General features: G+C 64.4%; 27 protein-coding genes. 15 read left to right on the top strand and 12 right to left on the bottom strand.

Annotation, left to right across the window (positions count from 1 at the left end):
• Positions 1–290: 290 nt before the first annotated feature.
• The 4 genes from JQ572_RS04695 to JQ572_RS04680 are packed head-to-tail and all read left to right on the top strand — an operon-like array spanning position 291 to position 2,840.
• A complete protein-coding gene (locus JQ572_RS04695; RefSeq protein WP_211381782.1) occupies positions 291–596 on the top strand; it encodes a BufA1 family periplasmic bufferin-type metallophore in 306 nt (101 codons plus the stop codon).
• A 51-nt stretch (positions 597–647) separates the two neighbouring features.
• Positions 648–1,562, top strand: coding sequence for an MNIO family bufferin maturase (gene bufB / locus JQ572_RS04690; RefSeq protein ID WP_211381781.1), 915 nt, complete (start codon positions 648–650; stop codon positions 1,560–1,562).
• A complete protein-coding gene (locus JQ572_RS04685; protein ID WP_211381780.1) occupies positions 1,552–2,334 on the top strand; it encodes an HvfC/BufC N-terminal domain-containing protein in 783 nt (260 codons plus the stop codon). The genes bufB and JQ572_RS04685 overlap by 11 nt, the downstream gene beginning before the upstream one ends.
• A complete protein-coding gene (locus tag JQ572_RS04680) occupies positions 2,331–2,840 on the top strand; it encodes a DoxX family protein (protein ID WP_211381779.1) in 510 nt (169 codons plus the stop codon). Before JQ572_RS04685 ends, JQ572_RS04680 begins: the two co-directional genes overlap by 4 nt.
• A gap of 9 nt (positions 2,841–2,849) precedes the next feature.
• Here the strand turns inward: JQ572_RS04680 and JQ572_RS04675 are convergent, their stop codons facing one another.
• Genes JQ572_RS04675 through JQ572_RS04665 form a run of 3 tightly spaced genes read right to left on the bottom strand, consistent with a single transcriptional unit; the run spans position 2,850 to position 4,936 of the window.
• Positions 2,850–3,695: an SDR family NAD(P)-dependent oxidoreductase gene (locus JQ572_RS04675; RefSeq protein ID WP_211381778.1), complete on the bottom strand. Its 846-nt coding sequence runs from the start codon at positions 3,693–3,695 to the stop codon at positions 2,850–2,852.
• A gap of 1 nt (position 3,696) precedes the next feature.
• On the bottom strand, positions 3,697–4,257 hold the full coding sequence (locus JQ572_RS04670) for a carboxymuconolactone decarboxylase family protein (protein ID WP_211381777.1): 561 nt from the start codon (positions 4,255–4,257) through the stop codon (positions 3,697–3,699).
• Positions 4,235–4,936, bottom strand: a complete 702-nt coding sequence (locus JQ572_RS04665; RefSeq protein ID WP_211381776.1) for a TetR/AcrR family transcriptional regulator — start codon at positions 4,934–4,936, stop codon at positions 4,235–4,237. Before JQ572_RS04665 ends, JQ572_RS04670 begins: the two co-directional genes overlap by 23 nt.
• Positions 4,937–5,040: 104 nt before the next feature.
• On the opposite strand from JQ572_RS04665, the gene JQ572_RS04660 reads away from it, so the two are divergent.
• The 3 genes from JQ572_RS04660 (at position 5,041) to JQ572_RS04650 (ending at position 7,049) form a co-directional block, all read left to right on the top strand.
• Positions 5,041–5,226 (top strand): hypothetical protein, encoded by a 186-nt coding sequence (locus JQ572_RS04660; protein WP_249128818.1) that lies wholly within the window; start codon positions 5,041–5,043, stop codon positions 5,224–5,226.
• A 25-nt stretch (positions 5,227–5,251) separates the two neighbouring features.
• Positions 5,252–5,791, top strand: a complete 540-nt coding sequence (locus JQ572_RS04655) for a VOC family protein (protein ID WP_211381775.1) — start codon at positions 5,252–5,254, stop codon at positions 5,789–5,791.
• 445 nt (positions 5,792–6,236) lie between these two features.
• Entirely contained in the window at positions 6,237–7,049 is an 813-nt protein-coding gene (locus JQ572_RS04650) for a class I SAM-dependent methyltransferase (RefSeq protein WP_211381774.1), read from the top strand.
• A gap of 36 nt (positions 7,050–7,085) precedes the next feature.
• On the opposite strand, the gene JQ572_RS04645 is transcribed toward JQ572_RS04650, so the two are convergent.
• From JQ572_RS04645 to JQ572_RS04635, 3 genes are all read right to left on the bottom strand, one after another.
• Positions 7,086–8,642, bottom strand: a complete 1,557-nt coding sequence (locus JQ572_RS04645) for a L,D-transpeptidase (protein WP_211381773.1) — start codon at positions 8,640–8,642, stop codon at positions 7,086–7,088.
• 369 nt (positions 8,643–9,011) lie between these two features.
• The gene (locus tag JQ572_RS04640) at positions 9,012–10,067 is read right to left on the bottom strand and encodes a fatty acid desaturase (RefSeq protein ID WP_211381772.1); all 1,056 of its coding nucleotides are present in this window, start codon (positions 10,065–10,067) and stop codon (positions 9,012–9,014) included.
• A gap of 728 nt (positions 10,068–10,795) precedes the next feature.
• Positions 10,796–11,101: a GlsB/YeaQ/YmgE family stress response membrane protein gene (locus JQ572_RS04635; RefSeq protein WP_211381771.1), complete on the bottom strand. Its 306-nt coding sequence runs from the start codon at positions 11,099–11,101 to the stop codon at positions 10,796–10,798.
• Between the two features lie 282 nt (positions 11,102–11,383).
• Between JQ572_RS04635 and JQ572_RS04630 the strand changes: the two genes are divergently transcribed.
• From JQ572_RS04630 to JQ572_RS04620, 3 genes are all read left to right on the top strand, one after another.
• Positions 11,384–11,659 (top strand): hypothetical protein, encoded by a 276-nt coding sequence (locus JQ572_RS04630; RefSeq protein ID WP_211381770.1) that lies wholly within the window; start codon positions 11,384–11,386, stop codon positions 11,657–11,659.
• Between the two features lie 156 nt (positions 11,660–11,815).
• The gene (locus JQ572_RS04625; RefSeq protein WP_211381769.1) at positions 11,816–12,493 is read left to right on the top strand and encodes a Crp/Fnr family transcriptional regulator; all 678 of its coding nucleotides are present in this window, start codon (positions 11,816–11,818) and stop codon (positions 12,491–12,493) included.
• A gap of 56 nt (positions 12,494–12,549) precedes the next feature.
• Complete coding sequence (locus JQ572_RS04620; protein ID WP_211381768.1) at positions 12,550–12,777, top strand: hypothetical protein; 228 nt, start codon at positions 12,550–12,552, stop codon at positions 12,775–12,777.
• A gap of 169 nt (positions 12,778–12,946) precedes the next feature.
• Here the strand turns inward: JQ572_RS04620 and JQ572_RS04615 are convergent, their stop codons facing one another.
• Complete coding sequence (locus JQ572_RS04615) at positions 12,947–13,213, bottom strand: hypothetical protein (protein ID WP_211381767.1); 267 nt, start codon at positions 13,211–13,213, stop codon at positions 12,947–12,949.
• A gap of 314 nt (positions 13,214–13,527) precedes the next feature.
• Positions 13,528–14,964 carry a lipopolysaccharide biosynthesis protein gene (locus tag JQ572_RS04610; protein ID WP_211381766.1) on the bottom strand — a complete coding sequence of 479 codons (1,437 nt, stop codon included), beginning with the start codon at positions 14,962–14,964 and terminating at the stop codon, positions 13,528–13,530.
• Between the two features lie 308 nt (positions 14,965–15,272).
• Here JQ572_RS04610 and JQ572_RS04605 point away from each other — a divergent pair, with 308 nt between their 5' ends.
• Positions 15,273–16,340 (top strand): endo-1,4-beta-xylanase, encoded by a 1,068-nt coding sequence (locus JQ572_RS04605; protein WP_211381765.1) that lies wholly within the window; start codon positions 15,273–15,275, stop codon positions 16,338–16,340.
• Between the two features lie 10 nt (positions 16,341–16,350).
• Here the strand turns inward: JQ572_RS04605 and JQ572_RS04600 are convergent, their stop codons facing one another.
• Positions 16,351–17,304 carry a DUF6492 family protein gene (locus tag JQ572_RS04600; protein ID WP_211381764.1) on the bottom strand — a complete coding sequence of 318 codons (954 nt, stop codon included), beginning with the start codon at positions 17,302–17,304 and terminating at the stop codon, positions 16,351–16,353.
• A gap of 658 nt (positions 17,305–17,962) precedes the next feature.
• Here JQ572_RS04600 and JQ572_RS04595 point away from each other — a divergent pair.
• Complete coding sequence (locus tag JQ572_RS04595; protein ID WP_211381763.1) at positions 17,963–18,694, top strand: 4'-phosphopantetheinyl transferase family protein; 732 nt, start codon at positions 17,963–17,965, stop codon at positions 18,692–18,694.
• Positions 18,695–18,777: 83 nt separating this feature from the next.
• On the opposite strand, the gene JQ572_RS04590 is transcribed toward JQ572_RS04595, so the two are convergent.
• From JQ572_RS04590 to JQ572_RS04580, 3 genes are all read right to left on the bottom strand, one after another.
• Positions 18,778–19,803 (bottom strand): histone deacetylase family protein, encoded by a 1,026-nt coding sequence (locus JQ572_RS04590; protein ID WP_211381762.1) that lies wholly within the window; start codon positions 19,801–19,803, stop codon positions 18,778–18,780.
• Between the two features lie 96 nt (positions 19,804–19,899).
• Positions 19,900–20,838: an SMP-30/gluconolactonase/LRE family protein gene (locus tag JQ572_RS04585; RefSeq protein WP_211381761.1), complete on the bottom strand. Its 939-nt coding sequence runs from the start codon at positions 20,836–20,838 to the stop codon at positions 19,900–19,902.
• Complete coding sequence (locus tag JQ572_RS04580; RefSeq protein ID WP_211381760.1) at positions 20,795–22,870, bottom strand: PQQ-dependent sugar dehydrogenase; 2,076 nt, start codon at positions 22,868–22,870, stop codon at positions 20,795–20,797. The genes JQ572_RS04585 and JQ572_RS04580 overlap by 44 nt, the downstream gene beginning before the upstream one ends.
• Before the next feature lie 207 nt (positions 22,871–23,077).
• Here JQ572_RS04580 and JQ572_RS04575 point away from each other — a divergent pair, with 207 nt between their 5' ends.
• The 3 genes from JQ572_RS04575 (at position 23,078) to JQ572_RS04565 (ending at position 25,325) form a co-directional block, all read left to right on the top strand.
• A complete protein-coding gene (locus tag JQ572_RS04575) occupies positions 23,078–23,311 on the top strand; it encodes a DUF6894 family protein (protein WP_211381759.1) in 234 nt (77 codons plus the stop codon).
• A 9-nt stretch (positions 23,312–23,320) separates the two neighbouring features.
• The gene (locus JQ572_RS04570; protein WP_211381758.1) at positions 23,321–23,497 is read left to right on the top strand and encodes a hypothetical protein; all 177 of its coding nucleotides are present in this window, start codon (positions 23,321–23,323) and stop codon (positions 23,495–23,497) included.
• A 238-nt stretch (positions 23,498–23,735) separates the two neighbouring features.
• Positions 23,736–25,325: a gamma-glutamyltransferase gene (locus JQ572_RS04565; protein WP_211381757.1), complete on the top strand. Its 1,590-nt coding sequence runs from the start codon at positions 23,736–23,738 to the stop codon at positions 25,323–25,325.
• Positions 25,326–25,368 lie beyond the last annotated feature (43 nt).

The raw sequence follows: 25,368 nt of genomic DNA, 5'->3' as shown, positions 1-25,368 counted from the left end.
GGGCGCGGCTCCTGTCATCGCTTTACGCAGGCTTCCGCCGTTCGTTACCTCTGGCAGGCGCGACCAACCGCCACCAATGCTCTCCCGCTAATGAGTCGATAGCGCCACGGCATTGGATTTGAACGGCCGCTTGCCCGCAAATCCCGGCCCAAGCGCACCTGTGGTGCGCCGATCCAAGCGGTCTCACGGCTTCGTGAGCAGCTTCGCGGTAACGCGGGCTGTGCGCGGAGCGAACGGAACCATGCGCCTTCGCCTGCCAGGCGATGCCATCTCGAACAGGAGAAACTCCAATGTCTGCCAAGCATGTCGTCACGACGTTCGTTCTCGCCGGCGCGATGTCGACCGCCCTTGCCACCCTCGCCGCTGCCGGCCCGCTCACCAAGGCCGAGGCCGATGCGGCCATCGCCGCCAAGAAGGAAAAATGCTTCGGCGTCGCCCTGAAGGGCCAGAACGATTGCGCGGCCGGACCGGGCACGACCTGCCAGGGCACCTCGACCACCGACTTCCAGGGCAACGCCTGGAAATTCGTCCAGGGCGGCACCTGCGCCAGCATCGAGCTGCCGGGCGGCAAGAAGGGCTCGCTCAAGCCGGTCTGACGCGCTGCGCGTCGCGACCACCACGACAACAGGGAAGAGCGGAGAGAAACCATGACGACGGCAATCGCGCCTGACATGTCTGCGGTGCCCCTCCGCTATTCCGCGCCAATCGGCGGCGTCGCCGGGACGAGCTTCAAGCCCGAACATCTTCAGGCGATCCTGGGCGCGGAACGGCAACGCGGCTTCTTCGAGGTCCACGCCGAGAACTACATGGGCGCGGGCGGTCCGCCCCACCGCGCGCTGGAGGCGATCCGTCGCGATCATCCGCTGTCACTGCACGGCGTCTGCATGTCGATCGGCGGACCCCAGCCGCTCGACAAGGCGCATCTGGCCCGCTTTCGCGGACTGGTGGCGCGCTACCAGCCCGCGCTGGTGTCCGAACATCTCGCCTGGTCGACGCATGAGACCAGCTTCTTCAACGATCTGTTGCCGCTGCCCTACACCGCAGCAACGCTCCGGAACGTCTGCGATCACATCGATCAGGTGCAGGACGCGATCCGCCGCCCGCTGCTGCTGGAAAACCCCTCCACCTATGTCGCCTTCCGCGAATCCTCGATGAGCGAGACCGACTTCATCCGCGCCGTTGCCGAACGCACCGGCTGCGGCCTGCTGCTCGACGTCAACAACGTGTTCGTCTCCGCGACCAATCATGGATTCTCGGCCCTCGACTATCTCGCCGATTTTCCGCTGTCCTTCGTCGGGGAAATCCACCTCGCCGGCCACGCCGGGCAGGCTGACGACGAAGGCGATCTGCTGCTGATCGACAGCCATGACGGCCCGGTCGCGGACGCCGTGTGGAAGCTCTACGAGATCGTCGTCCGGCGCCGCGGCGCCGTGCCGACGCTGATCGAGTGGGACAGCAACATCCCGGACTGGCCGATCCTGCGGGCGGAAGCCGCCGCCGCGCAGGCGATCCTCGACCGCTGCAATCAACCCGCGCCAACCGGAGATCGTCATGCCGCCTGAGCAGGATCTGTCCTTTGCCGCGACCTTCGCGCCGGCGCTGCTCGATCCGGCGCGCGGTGTGCCTGCGGCGGTGACCGGCCCGAACGGCAAGGCGGGCGGCAAACGCTACGACGTCTACCGCAACAACGTCACGGTCAGCCTGATCGACGCTGTCGCCGCGATCTATCCGGCGGTGCAGCGCATCACCGGCCCCGACTTCTTCCGCGCCATGGCGCGCTTCCATGTTCGCCAGACGCCGCCGACCTCGCCGCTGCTGTTCGACTATGGCCGCGACTTTCCGGCTTTCATCGAGGCCTACGAACATGCGCAGACGATGCCGTGGCTCGCCGACGTCGCCCGCATCGAGCGGGCCTGGCTCGACGCATATCACGCGCGCGACGCCGCGCCGCTCGCGCCGGCACAGCTTTCCGCTGTCGCGCCCGACCGGTTGGCCGATCTCGTCCTAGCGCCTCACCCGGCGGCGCACATCGTGCGGTCGCGATTCTCGGCGGTGACCATCTTTGCTGCCAACCGCGATACGGCGCCCTTCGAACACATCGACGCATCGACGCCGGAGGACGCGTTGATCACGCGCGCAGAATTCGACGTCACCGTCCGGCACCTTCCGCCGGGCGGCGCGGTCTTCGCGACCGGTCTGATGTCGGGCCAGCCGCTCGGCGAGGCCGCGGTGTCGGCGCTGGAGGCATCGCCCGGTTTCGACATCGCCTCGAACATCGCCGGCCTGATCGAAGCCGGCGCATTCAGCTCAATTGCCTCTGGAGACCCACGATGATCGCGGATCAACGCCTGTCTGCAGGCGGCAACCCACCGGCTATCAGGCTGCTCATCGAGAGGGCCAATGATCTGGTGAAGACCATCGCATCGCCGTCGATCGTCCAGCTCGTGCTGCGCGTCGCACTGGCGGTGCCGTTCTGGCGCTCCGGCATTCTCAAATGGGGCGGCTTCCTGCAGCTCAACGACACCGCAGTGACGCTGTTCACCGACGAATTCATGCTGCATCTGCCGGGCGGCCCCTATCATTATCCGGCGCCGACGGTGATGGCCTTCCTGTCAGGGTGCGGCGAGATCATGTTCCCGATTCTGCTGATCCTCGGACTCGGCACTCGGTTCGCCGCCCTTGGACTGCTATTCATGACTGTCATCGTCGAACTCACCGTGCCCGACGGCTGGCCGGTGCACATCACCTGGGCCGCAATGGCGCTCGGCATCATGGCCTACGGGCCGGGGCGGGTCTCGCTCGACCATCTGCTCGGCCGGGCGCTGTCGCCCGAGCGATAGGATGCCGCCTCACATCCCGCTCAGCCCGCTATCGACCGCGAGTGTCTGCGCAGTGACATAGACGCTTTCATCCGAGAGAAAGAACAGCACGGCGTAGGCGATCTCCCATGCGGTGGCCTGGCGGCCGAAGGGGACGTGGCCCTTGCCGCGATTGGGGCGGCCGGCGCCGGCCTCGCGGCCGTTGGGGGTGTCGACGAGGCCGGGATAGACGAGATTGGCACGGATGCCGCGGCGCGCTCCGAGATGGGCGATGTTGCGCATGAGGCCGCCGAGTGCGGCCTTGGAGGAATCGTATACCGCCATCTGCGAGCCGGCCTTCAGCGCGGCGATCGAGGAGATGAAGACGATGGCGCCGCCGTTGTCGAATCTCGGCATGGCCGCGCGGCAGCACAGCATGGGACCGCGGACGTTGACGTCGTAAATCCCATTCCACTCCTCGGGGCTGACGGCATCGAGCCCGACCTTGCCGAAGGTGCCGATGTTCAGCACCATGCCGTCGAGGCCGCCCATAGCCCGGTGAGCTTCCTCGATCATGCGCTGAACGTCAGCCTCGCTCGTGACGTCCGCCGCGATGGCAAAACCCTCACCGCCTTCATCGATGATGTGCTTGACTGTCTGCTGGGCGGAGGTGCGGTTGAGATCGGCGACGGCGACCTTCGCGCCTTCGCGAGCGCAAAGAATGCTCATGGCGCGGCCGTTGCCGATCGGATCGGTGGCGGCGTCGAACACGCGCTGGCCGCCGCCGACGATCAGGATGCGGCGGCCTTTGAGGCGTCCCCTGCCCGGCGCCTCGCCCAGTGACTCCGCGCTCGGCGGTCGGACGTAGCGGTCCGGCTTGCTCTCGGTTTCCGCCATCTCAGCGGCCCGGCTTCTTGCCGGCGTCATAGACCTTCATGCCGGCTGCGGGATCGAGATCGGTCTCGGTGGCTTCGGTGAGACGCGCCATCATCATGTAGAAGCCGAGCGTGACGATGGCTTCGACGATCTCCTGGTCGCTGAAGTGCCTGCGAGCGGCGGCGAAGGTCGCTTCGCCCACGCGGACATTCTCGACGACGTCGCGGCCGAATTTGAGCAGCGCACGCTCGGCTTCGTTCAATGCGTTGGCGTCATAGTCAGCGCGCTCGACCGCATCGATCTGTGCCTGCGTGCAGCCGACGCCAAGCGCGATCGGCACGTGCTGGCGCCATTCATAGGCGCCGCCTTCCAGCTGGGCGGCCTGGAGGATCAACAGCTCGCGGTTGACCGCGCCGAGCTTCTGCTTGTGCAGGATCGAATTGCCGAGCCGCATCGCCGGGATCATGTTGGCCTCGGCATGGGCCATCATGCGAAAGATGTTGAGCTTGACCGGCATGCGGTCGAACGAGGCGCGGATATCGCCGCTGGTCGTCTCCGGATCAATCAGGGGCAGCCTTGCCACGCGTCTCTCCCTTGGCTTTTCGTTTCTTGTTGACGTGCGTCCCGCCATCCGCCGCGATCAGCGACAGGAAGAAGGCGAGATACCGGTCGATCGCCTCGATCACCTTCGGCCGCGGCGACGGCGCCGCCCCCATCACGTAATGCTCGAGGCGGATGTAGATGAGGCCGGCCGCGAACAGCCGCGAGGTCTCGCGCGGATCGGACGTCGAGACCAGGCCGGCAAGCGCGAAGCCGCGAAAATAATCCGTCATCATGCTCTGCTCGCGCGCGTAAAAATGATCGGCGAACTTGGCGCGGATGCCGGGCACGCGGTTTCGCTCGGCGGTGATGACTTTCTGGAACTGGTGTTCGCGGGGATCGGACCATTGCTCGACCAGGTCAAATGCAAACTGCCGGCAGAACGCAGCAGGCTGGCGCGCGAGCTGCCTGTAGCGCGCTTGTTCCAGCCGGCTCGCCGAACTCGCCGGGCCGTGCTCGGCAACGATCGCTTCCAGGATCGCGGCCTTGCCGGCGAAATGATTGTAGAGGCTGCTCTCGCGGACGCCGACGCGGCGCGCGAGCTCGCGCATCGAGGCGCCGCCATAGCCGCTCTGCGCGAACAGATTGAGCGCCTCGGAGAGGATGCGCTCGCGGGTCGTCGGCGCAACCGCTTGCGCCGCACTGAGGGTGGGGACAGCCATACAAGGTTGACTAACGAACGATCGTTCGCTAGTCAACCACATGCGCGGTCATTCGTTTCGCCACGCGTTTCAAACTCTGCTCCCGGAAGAAGCGGAGAGCAATTTTGATCGCGAAAAAACTGTCGGCGGCCCTGAAGGACGCGCTCGGCGATGCCGAGATAATGAACAAGCTGCTTGCGCTCGGCATCACACCGCAATTCGTCTCCGGCGGGGAGCAGCGCGACATCAACGCACGCGATATCGCGGCCTGGAAGCAGGTTGCCATGGACGCAGGCATCGAAGTCAGGTGAACGAGGCGACGAGAGGAGCGCGAGCATGAGCCGCATCTTCGGCGCGGTGCGCCAGAACGGATATGTCGTGCGGGACATTCACGCCGCGATGAAGCACTGGAACGAGGTGATGGGCGTCGGTCCCTGGTACTACATGGACCGCGTCAAGACCGACTGGTTCCGCCATCGCGGCCGGGATTCCGCGGTCGAGATGAGCATCGCGCTGGCCAATTCCGGCGACCTCCAGATCGAGCTGATCCAGCAGCGCAACGACGCACCCTCGCTGTACAAGGAGTTTTTGGACGCCGGTCACGAAGGCCTCCAGCACATGTCCTACTGGAGCCACGACTACCAGGCGCTCTACGACAGGGCGATCGGGCTCGGCTACAGGATCGGCCATGAAGGCCAGATCGGCGGCGAGAAGGGGCGCTTTGCCTATTTCGACACGCAGGCCCATCCGGGGACCGTGATCGAGATATCCGACGTCAGCGGCAGCAAGGGACCGTTCTTCGAAAAAGTCCGGCAGGCGGCGATGAACTGGGACGGCACACGGCCGATCCGTGAGGTCGGTGGGGCGAAATCCTAGAACCGATCACCGGTTGGGAGCGCCGGACGAAATCAAATAGAAATTGTATTGCGGCCCCGGTCGGATATTCTCATTGACGTTTTGAATATCCCGGCTTGGGGGCCGTGATGAAGTTTTTTTATCTCTTTGTTCTCAGCGCTGTTCTCAGCATCTTGGCGCTTGTCTTTCAGCCGATTGTGGCATTCGCCGCATGGCGCTGGTGATGGGCAATTCGGCCATCGCTTCGGCGACGACGGCTACGTCAGCTACACGCCCGAAGGCTGCTATGCCGGGTCAAATGGCGTCGAAGCCGGCTCAGCATCTTCAACGGCAGCCGCTACGAGCCGATGTCGCTCGAAGCGCGCAAGGCGATGCAGGAGCCGGCGGGGTTCACGGCGCTGCTGGCGCGGTAGACGGCAATCCATGGTAATACGAGCTTCGTGTCCGAACCTTCAGCGAGGCAAGCATGTCCAGCACTGACAAGGTTTTTGCCGGCTCGATCCCGAAGCTCTACGACGAATATCTCGTCCCGATGATCTTCGCCGTCTACGCCGAGGACCTCGCAAGACGTATCGCCGCCCGCTCTCCTTCCGTGCTGCTCGAAATCGCAGCCGGCACCGGTGCGGTGACGCGCGCCGTGGCGGCGGCGTTGCCGCGCGGCATCCGTTATGTCGCCACCGATCTGAACGAGCCGATGCTTGCGGTCGCGGCGCATCGTCAGGCGGATGATGATCGAATCACCTGGCGCCAGGCGGATGCAATGGCCCTGCCATTTGGCGACGCCGAATTCGACGTCGTCTGCTGCCAGTTCGGCGCCATGTTCTTTCCGGACCGGATCAAGGCCTACGGGGACGTGAAGCGCGTCCTGAAGGGCGATGGCACCTTCGTGTTCAACGTCTGGGATCGCATCGAGGACAATTCGCTCACGCACGACGCCACGGTCGCGCTCGGAAAAATGTTTCCCGAAGATCCACCCCGCTTCATGGTCCGGACCCCGCACGGCTATTACGACAAGGACGTCATCAGATCCGACCTCGAAGGCGCGGGCTTCCGTGACATATCGATCGAAACGCGATCCGAGCTGGCCCACGCGCCGTCGCCAGACTACGCCGCGATCGCGCTCTGCCAGGGCACGCCGCTGCGCAGCGAGATCGAGGCACGAGACGGCAGCAAGCTTCAGGCTGCAACGGACCTCGTTGCCGAGGCGATCCGAGCCCGCCATGGGTCCGGACCGATCGAGGGCAAGATTCAGGCTATCGTGATCGAGGCGCGCATTTAGCAGCGGATTTCGGCACGGCGCACCAAGCCGCGGATCCTACCACCAGCTCCGTTGCATCGGCTGCGTCGATTGATAGTACTGATACTGGCCACGCCGGCGCGGATTGACGGGTTGCGGGTTCGGGTCGCGCTGCTGGAAGAAGAAGCCAAAACCGTTGCCGCCATTGCCCCAGCCGTCGTCGTCCGCAACATCCATTGGAGGCGCGGTCGGCTTGCGGGTGATGAAGCCACCCTGCGGCTGGTTGCTCAGCACCGCCACGAACTCGGTCCGATAGTTGGTTTCGGCACTCAACGGCTCGTCCGAGATGACGATCGACGAGCGCGGCAACGCGGTCGGCCCGATGCGATCCCACACGTCCTGGGGGATGGTGATGCGATCGAGTGCGTCCTTGGCGTCGTCGCCGTTCTCGATCGTGACGACGCTCCAGCGCAGGCCGGTATCGTTCTTCGCCATTGCCGTGAAGATATGCGTGCCGAGCGGCTGGTCGGGATTGCGGATCGTGACGGGAACCTCGATGCTGGTGTCGAACACCTCGCCGCCGCCGTCCGGCGCCGGCTTGTGCGTGTTCCGCCGCACATAGAGCTTCTGTGTCGCGCGGCTGATGAAGACCGAGACAGGCTCGAGCGCGAGCTTTGCGTCGGTCGCAGCCTTGACGGCTTCGCTCTTCTTGGTCGCCGCGAGCTTGGCAGCTTCCTTGGTGGCGGCGACGGCATCGCGCTTCGGCTGCGCGGCGGCCTTGGCGGCATCGAGCTGGCTTGCCGCATCGGCGGCCTTGGCGGCGACCTTCTGCTTGAGCTCCTCGGCCTTGGCGCGAGCCGGATCGGTCTTTGCGGCGGCGAGCTGTTTGTCGGCGAAAGCGAGCTCGGCGTCGGCGCGCGATTTTTGCTGTTCCAGCTTGCGCAGCGAGGCGGGAAGCGCTGCGGCCTCCTTCGCCGCGACCGCGGCGGCCTTCTTGGTCTCGTCGGCGGCGCGGATCGCCTCCTCGGCCTCGCCGGACAGCTTGTCGATGCGGCGCGGCGCCGCCTCAATGGCCTCCCGCTTCGGCACGAACAGCGAGGGATGGGTGAAATCGATCGGGGCCGCGTCGTTAGGCGAGATGATCACCCGCATGCCGATATTGGTCTTGTCGAACAGGCCCTCGGCGAAGCCGAAGGGCATCCGCACGCAACCATGCGAGGCGGCATAGCCGGGCAGCGGCCCGCCATGCAGCGCGATGCCGTTCCAGGTGATGCGCTGCATGTTCGGCATCCAGGCATCGTCATACATGGTCGAGTGGTGGTCCTTGTCCTTCTCGACGACGGCGAAGACGCCGGCCGGCGTCTCGCGCCCGGTCGTGCCGGTCGAGACAGGAGCCCGCAGGATCCAGCCGTCGGCGTCGTAGAAGGTGACCTGCTGGCTCTTGATCGACACGATCGCCATGATCGGCTCACCGGCCTCGCGCGGGGCGACCGCCTCGGCCGGCTGGCGCGCCTGCTTGGCCGCGGTGACGGGGGCCGCCGCCGCCAATGCGACCAACGCCAATGTCACAATTCCGGGAGGACCCCAACGCCGCATCGTCATGGTGGGTTGCGCCGTTGTCAGTCGGTTTTTCATGCCATCCTCGGTCGAAATGCCGGTCTGCCTGTGCCGATCACGTGTCAGATTGCGATCTTTGCATTAAGAAATCACAGCCGCCCTTCCAAGCCGCTTGCGGGAACATCCGGCGCGTCGGGGCGACAAATCTCTCATATACGACAGCCCGCAAGGGAGAAAGGGTGGCCACGGCTAAAGCTGGCCCGGAGCTTGCGGCTGGACGCTGCGTCAGAATGTCCGCCTTGGAGATGGCGCAATCCCGGATGTCCGCGCCGTGGCGGAACCGAGCGCGCTACAGGTCACAATGAGATCACAGGCGCCGCATACGCCGCCATGGCGACCGACCGTCGGCTGCGGGCGCAACTACGGGGCGCCCACATTCGCGACGTTTCAGCCAGGACGCCGCCGCGGCTCAGACGAGGCCAACGCCGGCGAGGCGGTTGAGGTCAGAGCTGCCTCTCCAAAGGAGATGAGTTGCAACCGCTCCTCATCCCACAAGGTCAGCCGCACAGTCCGCAAGCTCTGGAGCAGCGTAATCCGTCCGACGCCGGCGAGCTGCGGATGGTCGCGCAACACGTCCGGCAAGCGATAGCAGGGAATTCGGCTGCAAAGATGATGGATGTGGTGGACACCGATATTTGCCGTGAACCAGCGCAGGACAGCCGGCAATTGGTAGTGGGAGCTGCCGTGCAGCGCAGCGTCGTGAAAATTCCAGCTCTCGTCGTGGGACCAGTAGGTGTGCTCGAACTGGTGCTGGACGTAGAACAGCCAGACGCCGATCGACGCCGCCAGAACGATGATCGGCAGGTGTATCAGCATGAATGGCCCCCAACCGACCAGCAGGATCATCGCGGTGACGAGGACTGCAATCGCGACGTTCGTGCCCATTGTACTCAACCAGGGCTTCCAGCCGCCACGCATCAGCCCTACCGGCAATCGATGCTTCAAGATGAACAGATACGTGGGACCCACGCCAAACATCACGATCGGATGTCGATACAGGCGATATAGCATCCGACCCCATCGCGACTGCCCACGAAACTCGCGCACCGTCAACGTGTCGATGTCGCCCAAGCCCCTGTGATCGAGATTGCCGGAATTCGCATGATGGCGTGCATGGTTATGCCGCCAGTAGTGGTATGGCGTCAGTGTCACCACACCGATGGCTCGGCCGACCCAATCGTTCGCAACGCGGCCGCGGAAGAAAGAGCCGTGTCCGCAATCGTGCTGGATCATGAAGAGGCGGACCAGCAAACCCGCCGCGGGCACCTCGAGCAGCAGGGCAAACCAATAGCCGTGGTCAAGCGCGGCCCAGATCAAAGCCCAGATGATAAGGAGCGGTCCCGCCGTGATCGCCAGTTCGAGGCCACCGCGCGCGCTGTCGGGCTCGCGATAACGGGCGAGCAACTGCGCCGATGCGCGGATGTCCGGCGTCCTTTGAGTCATATCTGGTCCGCTCCCGAACATGTCCGCCGAAGAAGCACGAACGCCGACGCGACGTCTCCGGCAGCAGCTCCGAGGTGGTGCCCGCACGCTTTCATATTGAACCCTGCCCGGTTGTGCCGCTGAGCAATATTGCTCACGCCGGGAGCCGGCGTTACCGCGGAATCTGCCTGCCCCCTTTGGCACACTGCGAGTGAGATCGGAAGGGGCGCGCGGACGCATTCGCCGACCGGCCGGAGATTTTCCGAAAGCGTGAGCAATATTGAACAGAGGCTGAGGCGCGGGCGCGGCATGCTCACGGCGTCTCAGCCGGCGAATCGGTTGTCATCGGCGACGGCTTCGGGTGCAGCATACCCCACCATATGGGCAGGAGCTTCATATGTCCGAGATTTATGCTCGTCCAGAACCGTCGTTGATTCCGATACCCCGGCCACTCTGCCCGGCGTGCCAGAGCCGCATGATGCTGACCCACGTCGGGGCAGGCGGCGACGGTCGCAATCTGCGAATCTTCGAATGCTCCAAGTGCGGGCACCTCCACAGAATATCCATTGAAGATCCGATGAGATCAGCCAATTGACAGCCGAACCCGAACGCACGAGGAAGCGGCCCCAGCACGGGGGTGCGAACCGGGGCCGCCAATCATCGGATATGATGAGTGGGCATCAAATCCGGTCGCTATCACCAAGTAGCCCCGGCGACGTTCGTTCCAGGCCGATTCTCGCGAAGCGCGCCTACCAGCGTTTGCGCCAAACGCCGCCCCATTGTCCGCTCCATCGGCTCCGTCCGCGGACGAGCGCCACGATCATGAGCAGCAACACCGCGCCGACCGCGGCGTCGATGATCTGCGAAACCATGCCGGAACCGAGATGGATTCCCAGTTGCGGAAATATCCAGCTCGCAATGAAGGCGCCTGCTATGCCCACGACGAGATCGCCGACCAGGCCCAAGCGCGTGCCCATGACGATCCGGCCCGCAAGCCAACCGGCCGCGATGCCCACGGCCAATATGACGAAAAGGCTTTCACCAGATAGATTCATGTTCACATCCTCACCAACGGACGACCAAGCGGTGTTCCGCCACCGGTCAGACTAGACCTGAGCAAGGGCGGATGATGTGCAAAACAGCTCAGAGCCGGTCGTGTGATCGGCGCGCGGCTCACTATTAATTGCGGACCATTCCTCCAAAGCTGAGCAATTCTGCTCGGAAGCAGGGCGAGCCAGCCGATAGTGTCTCTGACGACCGCCTCCGACCTGCGCGACGAGCCGGATCGACAAGTGACGCGGCTGATACCTCTGCAGGTTCGTCCAGGAGATCTCACATTGCCCATCAGAACTACGCGGACCACCGTTTCGTTCGCCAATCCCTTCGTTCTTCAGGGCCTGGAAGGCTCACAGCCCGCAGGTGAATATGTCGTGCTCGCTGACGACGAGCAGATCGAAGGGTTGTCGCGGATCGCTTATCGGCGCGTGGCGACGCTGCTTCAGACGCCCGCGACATCTGCCTCCCAACTGCTGATCCAGTCCTTCTCGATCAGCCAGACGGAGCTGGATGCCGCACTCATGAAGGACCGGCATCAGACGGTCGTACGGCATTGAGCGCAGGCGAGCGATATGGCGAGGCGGCCGAGCCGCCGCCACAAGTGTTTGGCCGGGATCACCGGCGGGCCGGAGGGCGGAAGCAAGATTTGCCTAACGCGCCCGGCGCCGGCCCTGCTAAGCTGAAGCTCTCTCCATCAGGTTCTTGACGACGTCATGCCAAAAGCGGCGAAAAGCGCGTTCGATCCAAAGCTCTTTCTCGCCAAGGTCGGCGAGGGCAAAGCCATATTGAAACTCGACAAGAACCAGGTCGTGTTCTCGCAAGGCGACGCCGCGGACACGGTCTTCTACATCCAGTCGGGGAAGATCAAGGTTCTGGTCATATCCGAGCAGGGCAAGGAAGCCGTGGTCGGAATCATGGAACCCGGACAATTCTTCGGTGAGGGTTGCCTGAACGGCCATCCCTTGCGAATTTCGACAACGGTGGCGATGGAACAATGTGTGATCACGTCCATCGCGAAATCAGCGATGCTCGCGGTGCTCAAGGGCGAACCAAAGTTCTCCGAGTTGTTCATGGGCTATCTGCTCAGTCGAAACAGCCGCATCGAGGAAGACCTGATCGACCAGTTGTTCAATTCGAGCGAGAAGCGGCTTGCGCGTCTGCTGCTGCTCCTGGCGAATTTTGGCAAGGATGGCGCCACTCAGCCCATCGCGGTGCAGGTCAGCCAGGAGACGCTCGCGGAGATGATCGGAACAACCCGCTCCCGGGTCAGCTTCTTCATGAACAAGTTCCGCAAGCTCGGTTTCATCACTTACAACGGCAAGATCGAAGTTCACAACTCCCTCCTGAACGCGGTCTTGTATGACAAGCCTGAGATCGTGAGGGACGACTGAAGCGGTTGGAGGCAGGAACGCCTCGTGCCGTCTCCGCAACGATATGAAGGTACTCCATGAAAACGCCGACCACGCAAGTCGACGAGATCGAGCCGAGAGCCATTCAAAGGGCCGACGTAGCACCGGCCGATGGCTTCTCCCTTGTGGTCGATGGTCACTTCAAGACCCGTTACGACAGCGAAACGGCTGCCCGAGCAGCCGGGGGCGAGTTGCTCGGCAGGTTCCCGATGTTGCAAATCCTGGTCTACGATGCTGCGACCGGGAGGCGGTCGCCGCTGCAATAGATGGCTGCCTTTGCTGTGCGGGACGGTTTGCTGTGCGGGACGGTTTCCGGGCTCGTCAGATTCCGGCGGCCCCTGGACGGAGAGCAGCGCTTCGCTGTCCCGGTCGAGACGCTTGTCGGCACCCGAGGCGTCGAGCGTATGGCCGACCAACTCGCCCGCCGGCAACCACCTATCGGGACGCATCCCGGCCCCTCGCCTCTTCCTCGGCCAGCCGCTCCAGGAGCCATAGCCGCCGGGCGTCGTCTTTGGCCAGATCGAGCCGCCTTCTGAAGCTTCTCAGGTTTTCGCGGTGGATGTATTCTTCCAGGTCCTCCAATCGGTGGCCCTCGTTCAGGTCGGCGGCCTCAGATCGTAACTGGCGAACCAGAGAACCGCGGCCGATGTCATCGGATCGGCTTCGACCATGGCGGTGCGCAGTTGATGGCAGCCGGCGCATGCGAACGTTCCGATGTCAAACGCGGGCGAGCCGGGCATCCTCGCCAAGGTCATGTGTTCGCCGCACCTGGGACAGCGCGGCTGCAGGCTTGATGCAGATGGCGGACCGGATGAGCGGGAATGTTGCACATGCATGCGATTCACCCTCGAGGCCTGGCGGGAGCGTGACAGCACTCCCAGTCACCGATAGATACCGATAAGGGCGGTGATGACCCCAGCATGAGCCGCCGGGTCCGAAGTTACTGGTCAATATTGCTCAGCTGGAGCGAAGTTCCCACCCGGGGCCCGGCCCGACGGCCTGGTCGGACATCGCGGCTAGACGCCCAGTGCCTTCCGATTGAAGGTTCGCAGAACACGCAGCGACAGCGTGCGAACGTTCGCGACGTTGAGAAGCCACGCCGCAGCGGCATAAGCGAGCCCGCCGGCGAGGCTCACGACCACAAGCGATACGAGGCCGGTGCCGTTGGCCTGCGATCGTGCAACGAGGATCGCAGCTGCCATCGCCGCAGCGGCGACGGCAACGCCAGCGAGGCGATTGAAGTCGAACGGCACGGGATGGGCGCGCTGCATCAGGACGACGGCCACGACGAAGCCGATCGCTTCGGTCGCGAGCGTCGCCAGCGCCGCACCGTGGAGGCCGTAACCGGAGACCAGCGCGAACATCAACGCCACGCTGACCACCAGCGTGAGGAACGATTGCGCCGCGAGCATGAAAGGCCGCTCGGCGAGCTGGAAGCTGATCTGCACGTAGAATTGATTGGCGATGCCGAAGAAGCGCGCGAGCACCAGGATCGGCAGCAGCGCCGACACGCCGGCGCGGAAGTCGACGCCGACCAGCGTGCCGGCGACCTGGTCTGCTGCAAGCGCAAGCCAGACCGCGACGGGCGCGACGACGACGAGCAGAAGTTCGAGGCTCTCGGTCAGCCGCTCCCGCGTCGTCTCGTCGTTTTTCTCCGACAATGACCGGAACACCAGCGGCACGGTCGCCGCGGCGACGCTGGAGGCGATCATGACCATGAACTGGCGCGGCAGATCGGCGGCAACGCCGAAGATGCCGGCGGCGTCCTTGCCCAGCAGATAAGCGACGATGAGCCGGTCGCAGGCCGAATAAACCGCGACGGACAATCCGGCCAGCGTCAGCGGCAAGCCGTAGCGCGCGAGCTGCATGAACTGGCTGCGCTGGAATCGTGCGATCCTGGTGCGGTCGCCGATCAGATTGAGGATGATCCCGGTGAGCGACCCCAGGCCGAACGCGGCCAGCAGTCCCAATCCACCCCAGCCGAGCCAGATGCCGAGCAGGCCAAAGCCGACGCTGGCCACGCTGCGCACGATCGAGATCGCCGCGAACCTATAGGGACGCAATTTGGCGCGTTCGAACTCCTGGCCGACATCGACGGCATTCGCCGTGATCGCGACGAACATGCTGGCGAGCAGCAGCCCGACACTGACGTCGCTGCGGAACAGGAAGACCAGCGGCGTGGTGGCGCAGAGCACTGCAACGGTGAGCGCGAAGGCGACCATCGCCGTGCCGCGAAAATCCACCTCGGCCGACATCGCCTGATAGCGCGACACCGACAGCTTGATCCAGGCAAAGAAGATCGCGCCGAGAATGCCGGCCAGGCTGATGCCGACGACATAGACGCCGTACTCCGCCGGCGTCAGCAGCCGCGTGTAAGCCGTGACGGCGAAGAAGCCCACCGCCGCGGGCAGGATGTAGGCGACGAGGTAAATCGAGAAATGGCGGTTCAGCATGCGAGCACGGGACCGGCAACATGGTTGCGAGTGTGACGGCCGTTGATCAATTGGACCTTGGCGGGACGGGCGAATTGCGCTGCAGCATCGCTCAAGAGTGTCACATAAGTCTGCAAATCGGGCGGCGAATGAGACAGCCCCCGGGATTTCGTCGGTTAGCGTTAAATTTGCCCTTCCCTGATCGGAAGGGCGCGACCGCCGAACGCAACGATGACTCGTCGATGGCAAAGGTTAACCCAACAAAGCAAAACCCCCGCATCGCGAGGCGCCGCTTGGTACGTTGGCGCATTGGTTCCCAAAGGAATGCCGTGACCAGGCTCGACAGACGCGAATTTCTCCTCGGCAGCGCTGCCGCACTCGCGGCGGGCACATCGGCGTCCGCGGCGCCGGCGTCGAAGCTCGCCCAGCGCCGACCGGGATTTGGCGCCGCGGCCACGCTCTGGGACCTGCAGGCCGATCCGCGGCTCGGCGAAGCCATCAGCACCTATTGCACGCAGGTGGTTCCGGTGCTCGAGCTGAAATGGCCGATGCTCCGTCCGAACGCGCACACCTTCGCCTTCGAACGCGCCGATGCGATCCTGGATTTCGCCCGGCAGAACGATCTGACGATGCGCGGCCATGCGCTCGCCTGGTATCACGACATTCCGGACTGGACCAAGCAGATCAAGGATTCCAAAGGCGTCGAGCGCGCCTACGTCGATCACATCGGCACCGTCGTTTCCTATTACAAGGACAAGCTGACGTCGTGGGACGTGGTCAACGAGCCGATCCCGGACAATCCCCGCAGCCCGAAAGACCGGCGCGACACGTTCTGGACGCAGCATCTGGGCAACGGCTGGATTCCGCTGGCCTTCCGCACCGCCGCCGCGGCCGATCCTTTCGTGAAGCTTGCGATCAACGAATATGACATCGAGTCGGCGAAGGACTCGTTCATTGCGAAGCGCGCGGCTTACCGCACTCTCATCATGGACCTGCTCGACCAGGGCGTGCCGCTGCACGCCGTGGGCCTGCAATCGCATCTGCACGCCGAGCTCGAGATCGACACGCACGGGCTTGCCGAATTCGTCACCGAGCTGCGCTCCTGGGGTCTCGATGTGCTCGTCACCGAGCTCGACGTCGACGACCAGAAGCTGACGGGGACCCCGGCGGAGCGCGACGTCGTCGTCGCCAAGCGCGTCGATGATCTCTTGACCGCGATCTCGACCAGCGGCCCGGTGCGTTCGATCCTGACCTGGGGCCTCTCGGACCGTTACAGCTGGATCAACGGCACCTTTGCCCGCGCGGACAAGCAGCCCAACCGCCCTTTGCCGCTCGACGGCGAGTTCAAGCCGAAGCCGTTCATGGACGTGATCAGCAAGTTCACGAGGGACGTTTGAGGACGCGGCCTTAGCGCGTCTTCGTCGGTAATTCGAATTCGGCTGCGGCTCCCATATCTTCAGGAGACAGGCTCGGAGCGCGGCGATCGCGCGAGCTGAGGCGGAACACGTCGCGGATGTCGTCGACCGAGGTCGACGAATAGGACTGGATGCAGAGCGCGACCTGCTCGGGCGAGGCGGCACCCATCATCGCTTCGATCGCCGGGCGGTCGAGCCGGGTGTCGTCCCAATGCGAGACGGCGATGCTGTCTTCCGTGACCCGGTGGGTGGCCAGATGCGCGGACGAGCTCGCGACGAAATGGCCATAGAGCAGATATTCCGAGAACTTCTTCTTCCGGCACAGCGCCAGGACCCAGTTCAGTCCCGTCGCCGACTTGATCGCGTCGGTCATCGCACGCGCGGTGTCCTTGTCCCAGACCAGCGCGTTGCCGACATAGTCGTCCGCGGGGAAGGACCTGTCCTTCACGCCGAGGAGCTGGTCGACGGTGCGGAGCCACAGGACATGCAAGGGGTGATCGGCGTCGATCCCGCGGCGCGTGACGAACAGCGGCGTCTTCTCAGCGCCGGCATATTGACCGACGTCGAATTCACGAAAGAAAAGATTGTCCGAATCCAGGATGCAGACGCGCTGCTCCGGCGCGTTGAGGACGCCGGCGATCTTCAGGATCTGCTGGATGTGCCAGCCATGGACGGGCGACGACAGCAGCGACAGCCAGACGCGCCGCTTGCTGATGAACTGGAGCGCCGGGGGCAACGCCCAGAGCCATTTCGGCAGGTAACGCGAGGCCGGAACGATGACGCGCTTGTCGGAAGCGAACCGCTCGAACAGCGGCACGTCCTCATCGTTAACGAGAACATAATGCCGCGTGTATCCCGAGAGCCAGGTGTCGATGCTCTCGCTGAGCAGCGAAAAGCGCTCGATATCCTTGGCGTAGCTGGCGGTCAGCAGGGCAACGGAATGCATGGCGCGCGCTCGAATAATCAAGCCGCACTCATAGCGACAGCGGGAGATGCTGGAAACTCACGATTCGAATCAAGGTAAAGCGAAACGAAGCTTCCGCGATCCGCATCGTGCTGCGCGCGAGGGCAGCCGATGCTGCCGATCGACCGGCCCTGGCTGTCACCGATACACAAGGAGCGCGAGACCGGCTGCAAAGCACGTGCGAATACGGGTTCGCTCGCCAAAGCTGTGTATGATCAAGTTGCGTCTTGATTCTTTGACGCCAGCACGCAAGATTGTTCCCACGTTTTGATTTGGACGATTATTTTCTACCGGGGGAGTTTTATGGGCTTCATCAAATTTGCCAAGGGCAGCTCGTCAAGCCACATCAAGGACATCGACGCCAGCCTTTTCGTGCTGGGCGGGTTCAACAAGGCCAAAAAGAAGTAAGGCTCGACGGCCGGGACGCCGCACGAACCTTGGGCTTCAGTTTACGGACATTGGCGGCTCGCTTGCCGAGTTGGGGTCTCGCACAAGCTTGCATCTGTAAACCGGCCTGCAAATCGACAAGAATTCGCCCGGGTGGACCGCTAGAAGCGGTTCGCCTGGTTGATTTTTGCTCAGTTGATTCTTCCGTCGGGACCGGGGATCCAGCCTCTGCCTGACGCCAAAGGCCCGATTGATGGCAGACGACAGAATTGAACTGTTTGTCGGACTGATCGAGACGATCGACGCGCCGGGCGCGGTCGATGCGTGTCGACATCTGCTCTCGGTCGACGAACGGGTCCGGGCTGACCGCTTCATGTTCGAGCGGCATCGCCGGCAATATATTTTCGCGCATGCGATGTTGCGCTTGGCGCTGTCCCGGGCCGCGCCCGATGTCGCGCCCTCTGACTGGTCGTTCGGGGCCGGCCGCTACGGGCGGCCGTTCGTCGCAGCGCCCAAGACCTCGGCCGCGCTGTATTTCAGCCTGTCCCACGCGGACGGCTGCGTCGCCTGTGTCGTGTCCAGGCACGAAGCCGTCGGCGTCGACGTCGAAACCGTATCGCGGCGGGTGGCTCCGCTGTCGACGGCGCTTCGGTTCTTCGCGCCGGAAGAGGTCGAAACGCTGCGCGGACTGCCGGAGCCCGCCGCGATCGAGCGCTTCTTCGACTATTGGACGCTGAAGGAAGCCTATCTGAAGGCCAGGGGTTTCGGCCTCAATTTGCCGCTCGACGCTTTCGCGATGCAGGTGTCGCGCGAGGCCATCGAGATCAGCTTCAAGCCCGATATCGCCGACGATCCGGACGGCTGGCGCTTCTCGCTGTGCTCGCCGTCGCCCTCGCATCGTCTGGCGATTGCCGACGGCTCCCGCGCCGCCGGCGGCCTTCCCATTATCCGCAATGCATGGCCGCTGCAGGAAGCAGCCGAATGACGCCGCCCTGGGCGGGCGTCTCGAAGGATGGCCGCAGGCGAGCTTTACGCCACGCTTTTCTTCGCAGGAGGGAGAGGCGAGCCTCAGCGCGCCTCTTCGAATCCTGCCAGCACCGAGGTCAGATTGGCGCCCAGAATATCCGAGAGATAGCCGCCCTCCTGCACGAACACGGTCGGCAGGCCCATCTTGGCGATGGCCTGGCCGATGCGGCGGAAGCCGGGCGTGGTAACGGCGAGGCCGCGCAGCGGATCGTGCTCGGAGGCGTCGAGGCCTAGCGCGATGACGAGGGCGCCGGGCGCAAAGGATTCGATCGCCTTGCGCGCGACATCCATGGCCTGGATGTAGCCCTCATCGCCGGTGCCGATGGCGAGGGGAATGTTGAGATTGGTGCCGCGCCCCTCGCCCTCGCCGCGCTCATGCGCATAGCCCCAAACGAACGGGTAATACGCGGTCGGATCGGCATGGATCGAGATCGTGTACACGTCGGGCCGCGCGTAGAAGATTCCCTGCGTGCCGTTGCCGTGGTGGACGTCGACGTCGAGGATCACGACGCGCTCGTGCCTCTGCCGCAGATGTGCCGCCGCAATCGCGCTGTTGTTGAGGAAGCAGAAGCCGCCGGCCATGTCGCGATAGGCGTGATGGCCGGGCGGTCGGCAGAGCGCATAGGTCGCATCCTCGCCGTCCAAGACCATCTGTGCCGCCGTGACCGCGACGTCGGTCGCGGCGCATACCGCCGCCCAGGTGCCCCGGCCGATCGGCGCCGCGGTGTCGGCGGTGTGCCAGCCGAGCTTGCCGACGATGTGGGTCGGATAGGTCGCGGCATGACGCACGGGATGGATGTTGCCGATCATCTCCGGGCCGGAATCGCCGAGCGCGGTCCAGGCATCCCAGGCCTCGCTCAGGAACGACAGATATTCCGGACTGTGGACTCGCGCACGCGGCCCCTGCCCGAATGTGGTCGGCTCGACCAGTTGATGCTTGCCGTCCTTGAGCCCCTTGAGCAGCCGGTCGGCGCGCTCGGGCTGCTCGGTGGTGCGCTTGACGACACCGCGGACCAGGAAGAATTGCGGATCGTGGCTGCGATGCAGTTCGGTATGGACGGCTTTCACTCAAACACTCCGTGGTCGCGTGCTCTTCGACGATGTCCACAGATGTCTAAATCCCTGCGGCGGCCAGATGCAAGCAAGAACAATGCCGCGCCTTTTCTAGCAGCGCCCGCGCTGCAGGCAGTGCTCGCGGCCCTGCTGGTCGGTGCGGAAGGACTCGATGAAGCCGCCCTGGCGCTGGGTAACGAAAACGGTCTTGCCGTCGCTGCCGCCGAAGGCGAGGTTGGTGGGCTCCCTGGCCCTAAGCGCAATCTCGCGCTCGACCGCGCCGTTGGGCTTCATCAGCGCGATCGTGCCTTTGAGGATGCGCGCGACATAGAGACGGCCGGCCACGTCGGTGCGCAGCCCGTCGACGGTGTCGGGCTGAAACGCCTTCACCAGCTTTGCGCTCGCGAGCTCGTTGCCGTTGATCGTGTAGGACCAGATCTGGCCGCTGCTGGATTCGCCGACATAGAGCGTCTTGCCGTCCGGGCTGAGGTCGATGCCGTTGGTGGTGCCCATCGCGCGCGGCGCCGACATGACCTGCCCCTGCACCGCGCCGTCAGCAGATTTGGCGATGCGCCAGATGTGGCCTTCCCGACCCTTCCAGTTCGGGTCGCTCGCATAGACCGTGCCGTCATGGGCGACCGTGATGTCGTTGGGCTGGTTCATCTCGTCGGAGTGAAACCAGACGGCAGGCTCGGCGCTTCCCTTCGGAATGGTGAAGATGTTGTGCTTCTTGTAGTCGGCGATGAACATCGCGCCGTTCCGATCGAAACGGATCGCGTTGCCGACGCTGCCTTCGGGAAGTGTCGTGAACAGCTCCGAGGCCGTACCGCCCGCCGGCAGCCTGCCGATGGTGCCGGGCTTGCCGAGATTGACGACGAACAGATTGCCATCGAGATCGGCGGCGGGTCCTTCGATACCGAAGGTATATTCGCTGGCGGGCGTCACCTGCACGCTGTCGAACAACTTGGTTTCGGCAGCGGCCGGCAGCGTCGCGATGAGCAGGATGCTACTGCACAGGCACCAGAAATTCCTGCCGGATGTAATAGCCATCGTCGTCGCTGCACTCGCCGTTCAGATAGGGATCGGCCGGCCGGAAGAAGCGGCTGAAGCCGGGTTTGTCTACAGCGTTCCTTTGTGTCACGACGACGACCTTGGCGGCCGGTATTTCGCCGCATTCCGTGTTGGATTTGCTGAAGAACTTGCGCTGCGGCGGACCCGGCCTGATCCGCATCCGCGTGCCCGGAACCATTTTCGCAACCAGCAGATCCACCGTGTCGAGCAGGCGCGTGTAGCCAGGCTCGGTCTTCGGCAGGCTTTCGCCGCCCGGCGGCATCAACTTCTCGGCGCCGAGACCGCGCAGCCGCGTGCGCAGCCTGCCGGAGTCGGGATCGCCGGGATAGATCCAGCCGTCCTGCGACAGCATGAAGCGCAGCACCGTTGCATCCTTCTCCGCGTCCGATTGCCCTGGCTTCAGGCCGAAATCGGAATGGCAGCCGACGCAGTGTTTTTCGACGAGGCCCTTGCGCAGCGTGGTGAGCCGGATGCTGTTCTGCGCGTCCCCGGCAACGAAGGCCGCGAGCCGGTCGATCAGCATCTGGCTGCGCGTGTCGCAGGGCAGCGGCGGCGGCGCATCGCCCGTGGCGCGATCGATCCGGATCACGGTCTGGTTCTTGTCCTCGACCAGCCAGATCGCGCCGTCCTCCGCAACTGTCATGCCGACCGGGGCGCCCTGCGGCCGCGTACCGTTGACGCGGTGCCAGCCGGCGATCAGCTCCTCGAACGGAGCAGCAGCCACCTCCCCGGCGTCGGTCTGAAAGCTGTGGGTCGGGTCGGCCGCGCAACTGACGTGGTAGCGCACCGGCGCCGGGACGGTATTCGGGAAGCCGTGATCGTCGACGTCGTAGACGAGGACACGGCTGCCGGTCGGGCGATAGCCGTGCAGGCCGACCAGCAGCTTGCCCTCGAGCTCCGGAAATTTGGCGCCGTGATAATACAGCATCGCCAGCGGCGCGCCGTGCGGCGGCATCAGCGAGAACGGCGCCTTGTAGAGCGCGTTGGTCGTGCAGAGCGATTTGTAGATGCCGGATTGCAGCACGCTCCTGAATTCGGGACTCGGCGTCGACAAATCGTAGCAATAGGGCCAGCCGTAATGCCTGCCCTGCTCGATCGCGTTGATCTCCTCGTTCGGCTTGAAGATGTCGGGCAGGTCGCGGCCATTCTCGCCCTGGAGGAAGGCGTAGCCGGCATCGGGGAAGTTCGGATGCAGCACCAGGGCCATCGAATTGCGCAGACCGCGCGCATAGACGCTGTGCGGCGGATCCGGATCGTTCGGCTTCAACGCCGCGAAGATGCCGCCCGCGGGCGGCGTGAACAGCCAGATCGATGCCATAGCGGAGGCGCCCTCTGCGGCCGCGCAGGGTTTTGTGATCGGCGCCGGCGTGATGCAATCGTCGCTGTGCGAGCCGACATTGACGAACAGCCGCCCGTTCTTGTCAAAGACGAACTGCTTGAGCGGATGCGCGCTCTCGTCGAGCCTGGTGCCGTCGGGCAACGTGATCCGACGGCCGGGCATATGACGGATGATGGTCTCGACCGTGCTCCGCGGATTGTCGGCGAGCGGATCGAACCGGAAGATCGTCTCCGCGGTCGAAGCATAGAGCTTCTTGTCCGGGCCGATCACGAGGCCGAACGGATATTCGATTCCCGTCAGCAGCTCCTTGAACCGCTGGCCCTGGGGTGCATGCGGATCGAGCAGCAGCAGCCGGCCATCGGTGTGGCCCCAGCCGCCCATGTCGGCGACCACGAACAGGTCGCGGCCCGGCACCTGGACGATCGCGCGTGGAAATTTGAGATGGTCCTCTTCGCTGGCGACGAGGCCGGCGCAAAATCCCGCCTTCATGTCGATCTGGATTTTTGGAAACACCAGATCGGCACCGCCGCAGGTCTCGGTGCCGATCGCGTAGCCGCTTTTCCTCACCGATTCGGAGGAGGCTCCCGAGGCAAGGCCGAGCAGCGCTCCAGCGACGATCGCCGCAAACAGCCGCGGGCAGCGGCGTTCACGCCAGAATGTGAGCTGGTTCACGGCGGCCTCCTGGACTTTCCGCCAAAAGTTGTTCCATGTCATGGGAACGCCGTCCAGTTGATCAACACCCCCTTGTGATCAAACCCGCAGGGGTCTTGGTGCCGACCAATCTCCGTAGATTCCCTTACCGGGTTCGACCCGAATGTTTCGCGAAGGCTTGGGATGGTATCCGTTTGCCGTCCCAATCGCTCCCAATAGGAGACGCATATGGTCCAGGTCTATTTCCACTGCTCCAATACCGAGGGCACGCTGATCGATCGCAGCGGCACCGCGGTGGCCAGCCTGACCGAGGCGCGTGACCGGGCCGCCCAGATCATGAACACGATGATCCTGACGCCGGGCACCGAAGATTGGCGCGACTGGGTGATCCATGTCAGCGGCTCTGACGGCGAGGAGATCTTCGATCTCCCCTTCACCGCCATGCTCGGCAAGCCGCATTGAGGTGATGCCATGTTGCTCGCGTCACTGAGCCTGCTCCGCCAGCCCCTGAGCTTCGTCGCCACCAAATGGCAGACGCTGATCCGGATCGCCGGCACCCCCTACCGGCCCGAGCTCCACTACATGCGCGGGCCCGGCCCGAAATGGCACGCCAAGTATCAAGCCAGCCGGCTGGATCGCGCGCGCTGAGCGCCGCGGCTTCGCCCTCCCTTTTCAGCTGACCGCTTCGCAAACTCGTGATGCCCGGGCCTGTCCCGGGCATCGACGTCTTGGGCCAGTCGCAGAAGTGCGCGGCCGCACCATCCCGCGCCTGCTTCACACCTGCCATGTCGCTTCGCCGCGTGGATGTTCTCGTCAGCGGCGATGTGCCAATGTTCGAGCGCTACGCCGATCGGGACGCGCAACAGAGCCAGACGCAGACAACATCATGCCTCATCAGTTCAGCCTCGCCCAGACCATCCGCAAACCCGCCGTCAGGTCCAAGGGCGGCATCGTCGCCGCGCAATCGCGGCGGGCGGCCGAGGTGGGAGCGCAGGTGCTGGCGGCTGGCGGTGACTGCGTCGACGCGATCGTCGCGACCACGTTCGCGCTGAACGTGCTGGAGCCCTGGAACAGCGGCATCGGCGGCGGCGGCGCGATGGTGCTCTACCGCGCCAGGGAAAATCGCACCGAGGTGATCGACTACGGCATGTGTGCGCCGCAGAGCCTGCAAATGGCCGACTATCCGCTCAGCGGCGAAGGCGCAGCGTCGGATCTGTTCCCCTGGCAGCGGGTGAAGGATGACCGCAACATCCATGGCCCCGGCTCGATCGCCGTGCCCGGCGTCGTCGCCGGCATGGAGGAGGCGCATCGCCGTCACGCCAGGCTGCCATGGAAGGATCTGGTCGCGCTGGCAGCCGCACTCGCCGGCGAAGGCCTGCTGGCCGATTGGTGGACCACGCTGACGATCGCGGCCTCGGCGGCCGATCTTCGGCGCTATCCCGCGAGCGCGGCAGCGTTCCTGAAGGACGGCCTGCCGCCGAGCGCGCCGTGGGGCATCAAGTCCGAGACTCGGCTGCCGCAGGACAATTTGAAGGCGACGTTGTCGCACCTCGCCGAAGCCGGGCCGCGTGATTTCTACCAGGGCGATCTCGCCAGGAGCATCGCATCCGACATCAGGGGCGACGGCGGCGCGCTGTCGGTGGAGGATCTTGCCGCGTTCCGCGCCCATCTGCGCGAGCCGTTGGCGATCCCTTACCGCGGCGGCAAGGTATTTGCGACGCCCGAGCTCACAGCCGGACCGACGCTGGCACATGCGCTCCGCCTTCTGCAGCAGAATCTGAAACCGGCAGGTGCGCCCGATGCAGCCGCCTACGCCGAATATGCGCTCGCCTTGCAATCGGCCTATCGCGAGCGGCTCAAGGACATGGGCGATGCCGACGGCAAGCGCTCGCTCGGCGCCGAATATCTCGCGCCGGCCTGCACCACCCATTTCTCCGTCGTCGACCGCCACGGCAACATCGCCGCGGTGACGCAGACGCTGCTTTCGTCCTTCGGCTCGAAATATGTGACGCCGCACACGGGCATTGCCATGAACAACGGCATCATGTGGTTCGACCCGATGCCTGGCACGACCAACTCGCTCGCCCCGGGCAAGCGCTGCCTCACCAACTACACGCCCGTCATCGCCGAGATCGAGGACGGCAAGCGGCTGGCGGTCGGCGCCTCCGGCGGCCGCCGCATCCTGCCTTCGGTGATGCAGCTCGTGTCCTTTGCGATGGATTTCGGCATGGACCTCGATGCCGCAATCCATCAGCCGCGCATCGATGCCAGCGAAGGCGCGACCGTGATCGGCGATATCAGGCTGCCGGCCGACGCGCGCAAAGTCCTGGCGGCGCGCTTCGACTACGAGGAAACACAAGTGCAGGCCCTGCCGATGAAGTTCGCCTGCCCGAGCGTGGTGATGCGTGACGGTGACGTCAACACAGGCGCGGTCGAGATTTTTCAGCCTTGGGCCGACGCGATCGCGGAAGGCTGAGGTTAAACTACACCAGATCGGGCCACCGGCTCTTTAACCTCTC

It is taken from the genome of Bradyrhizobium sp. SZCCT0153 (genome assembly GCF_018129995.1).
Classification (GTDB): Bacteria; Pseudomonadota; Alphaproteobacteria; order Rhizobiales; family Xanthobacteraceae; genus Bradyrhizobium; species Bradyrhizobium japonicum_G.
This window is presented reverse-complemented; position numbering and strand designations above follow the sequence as displayed.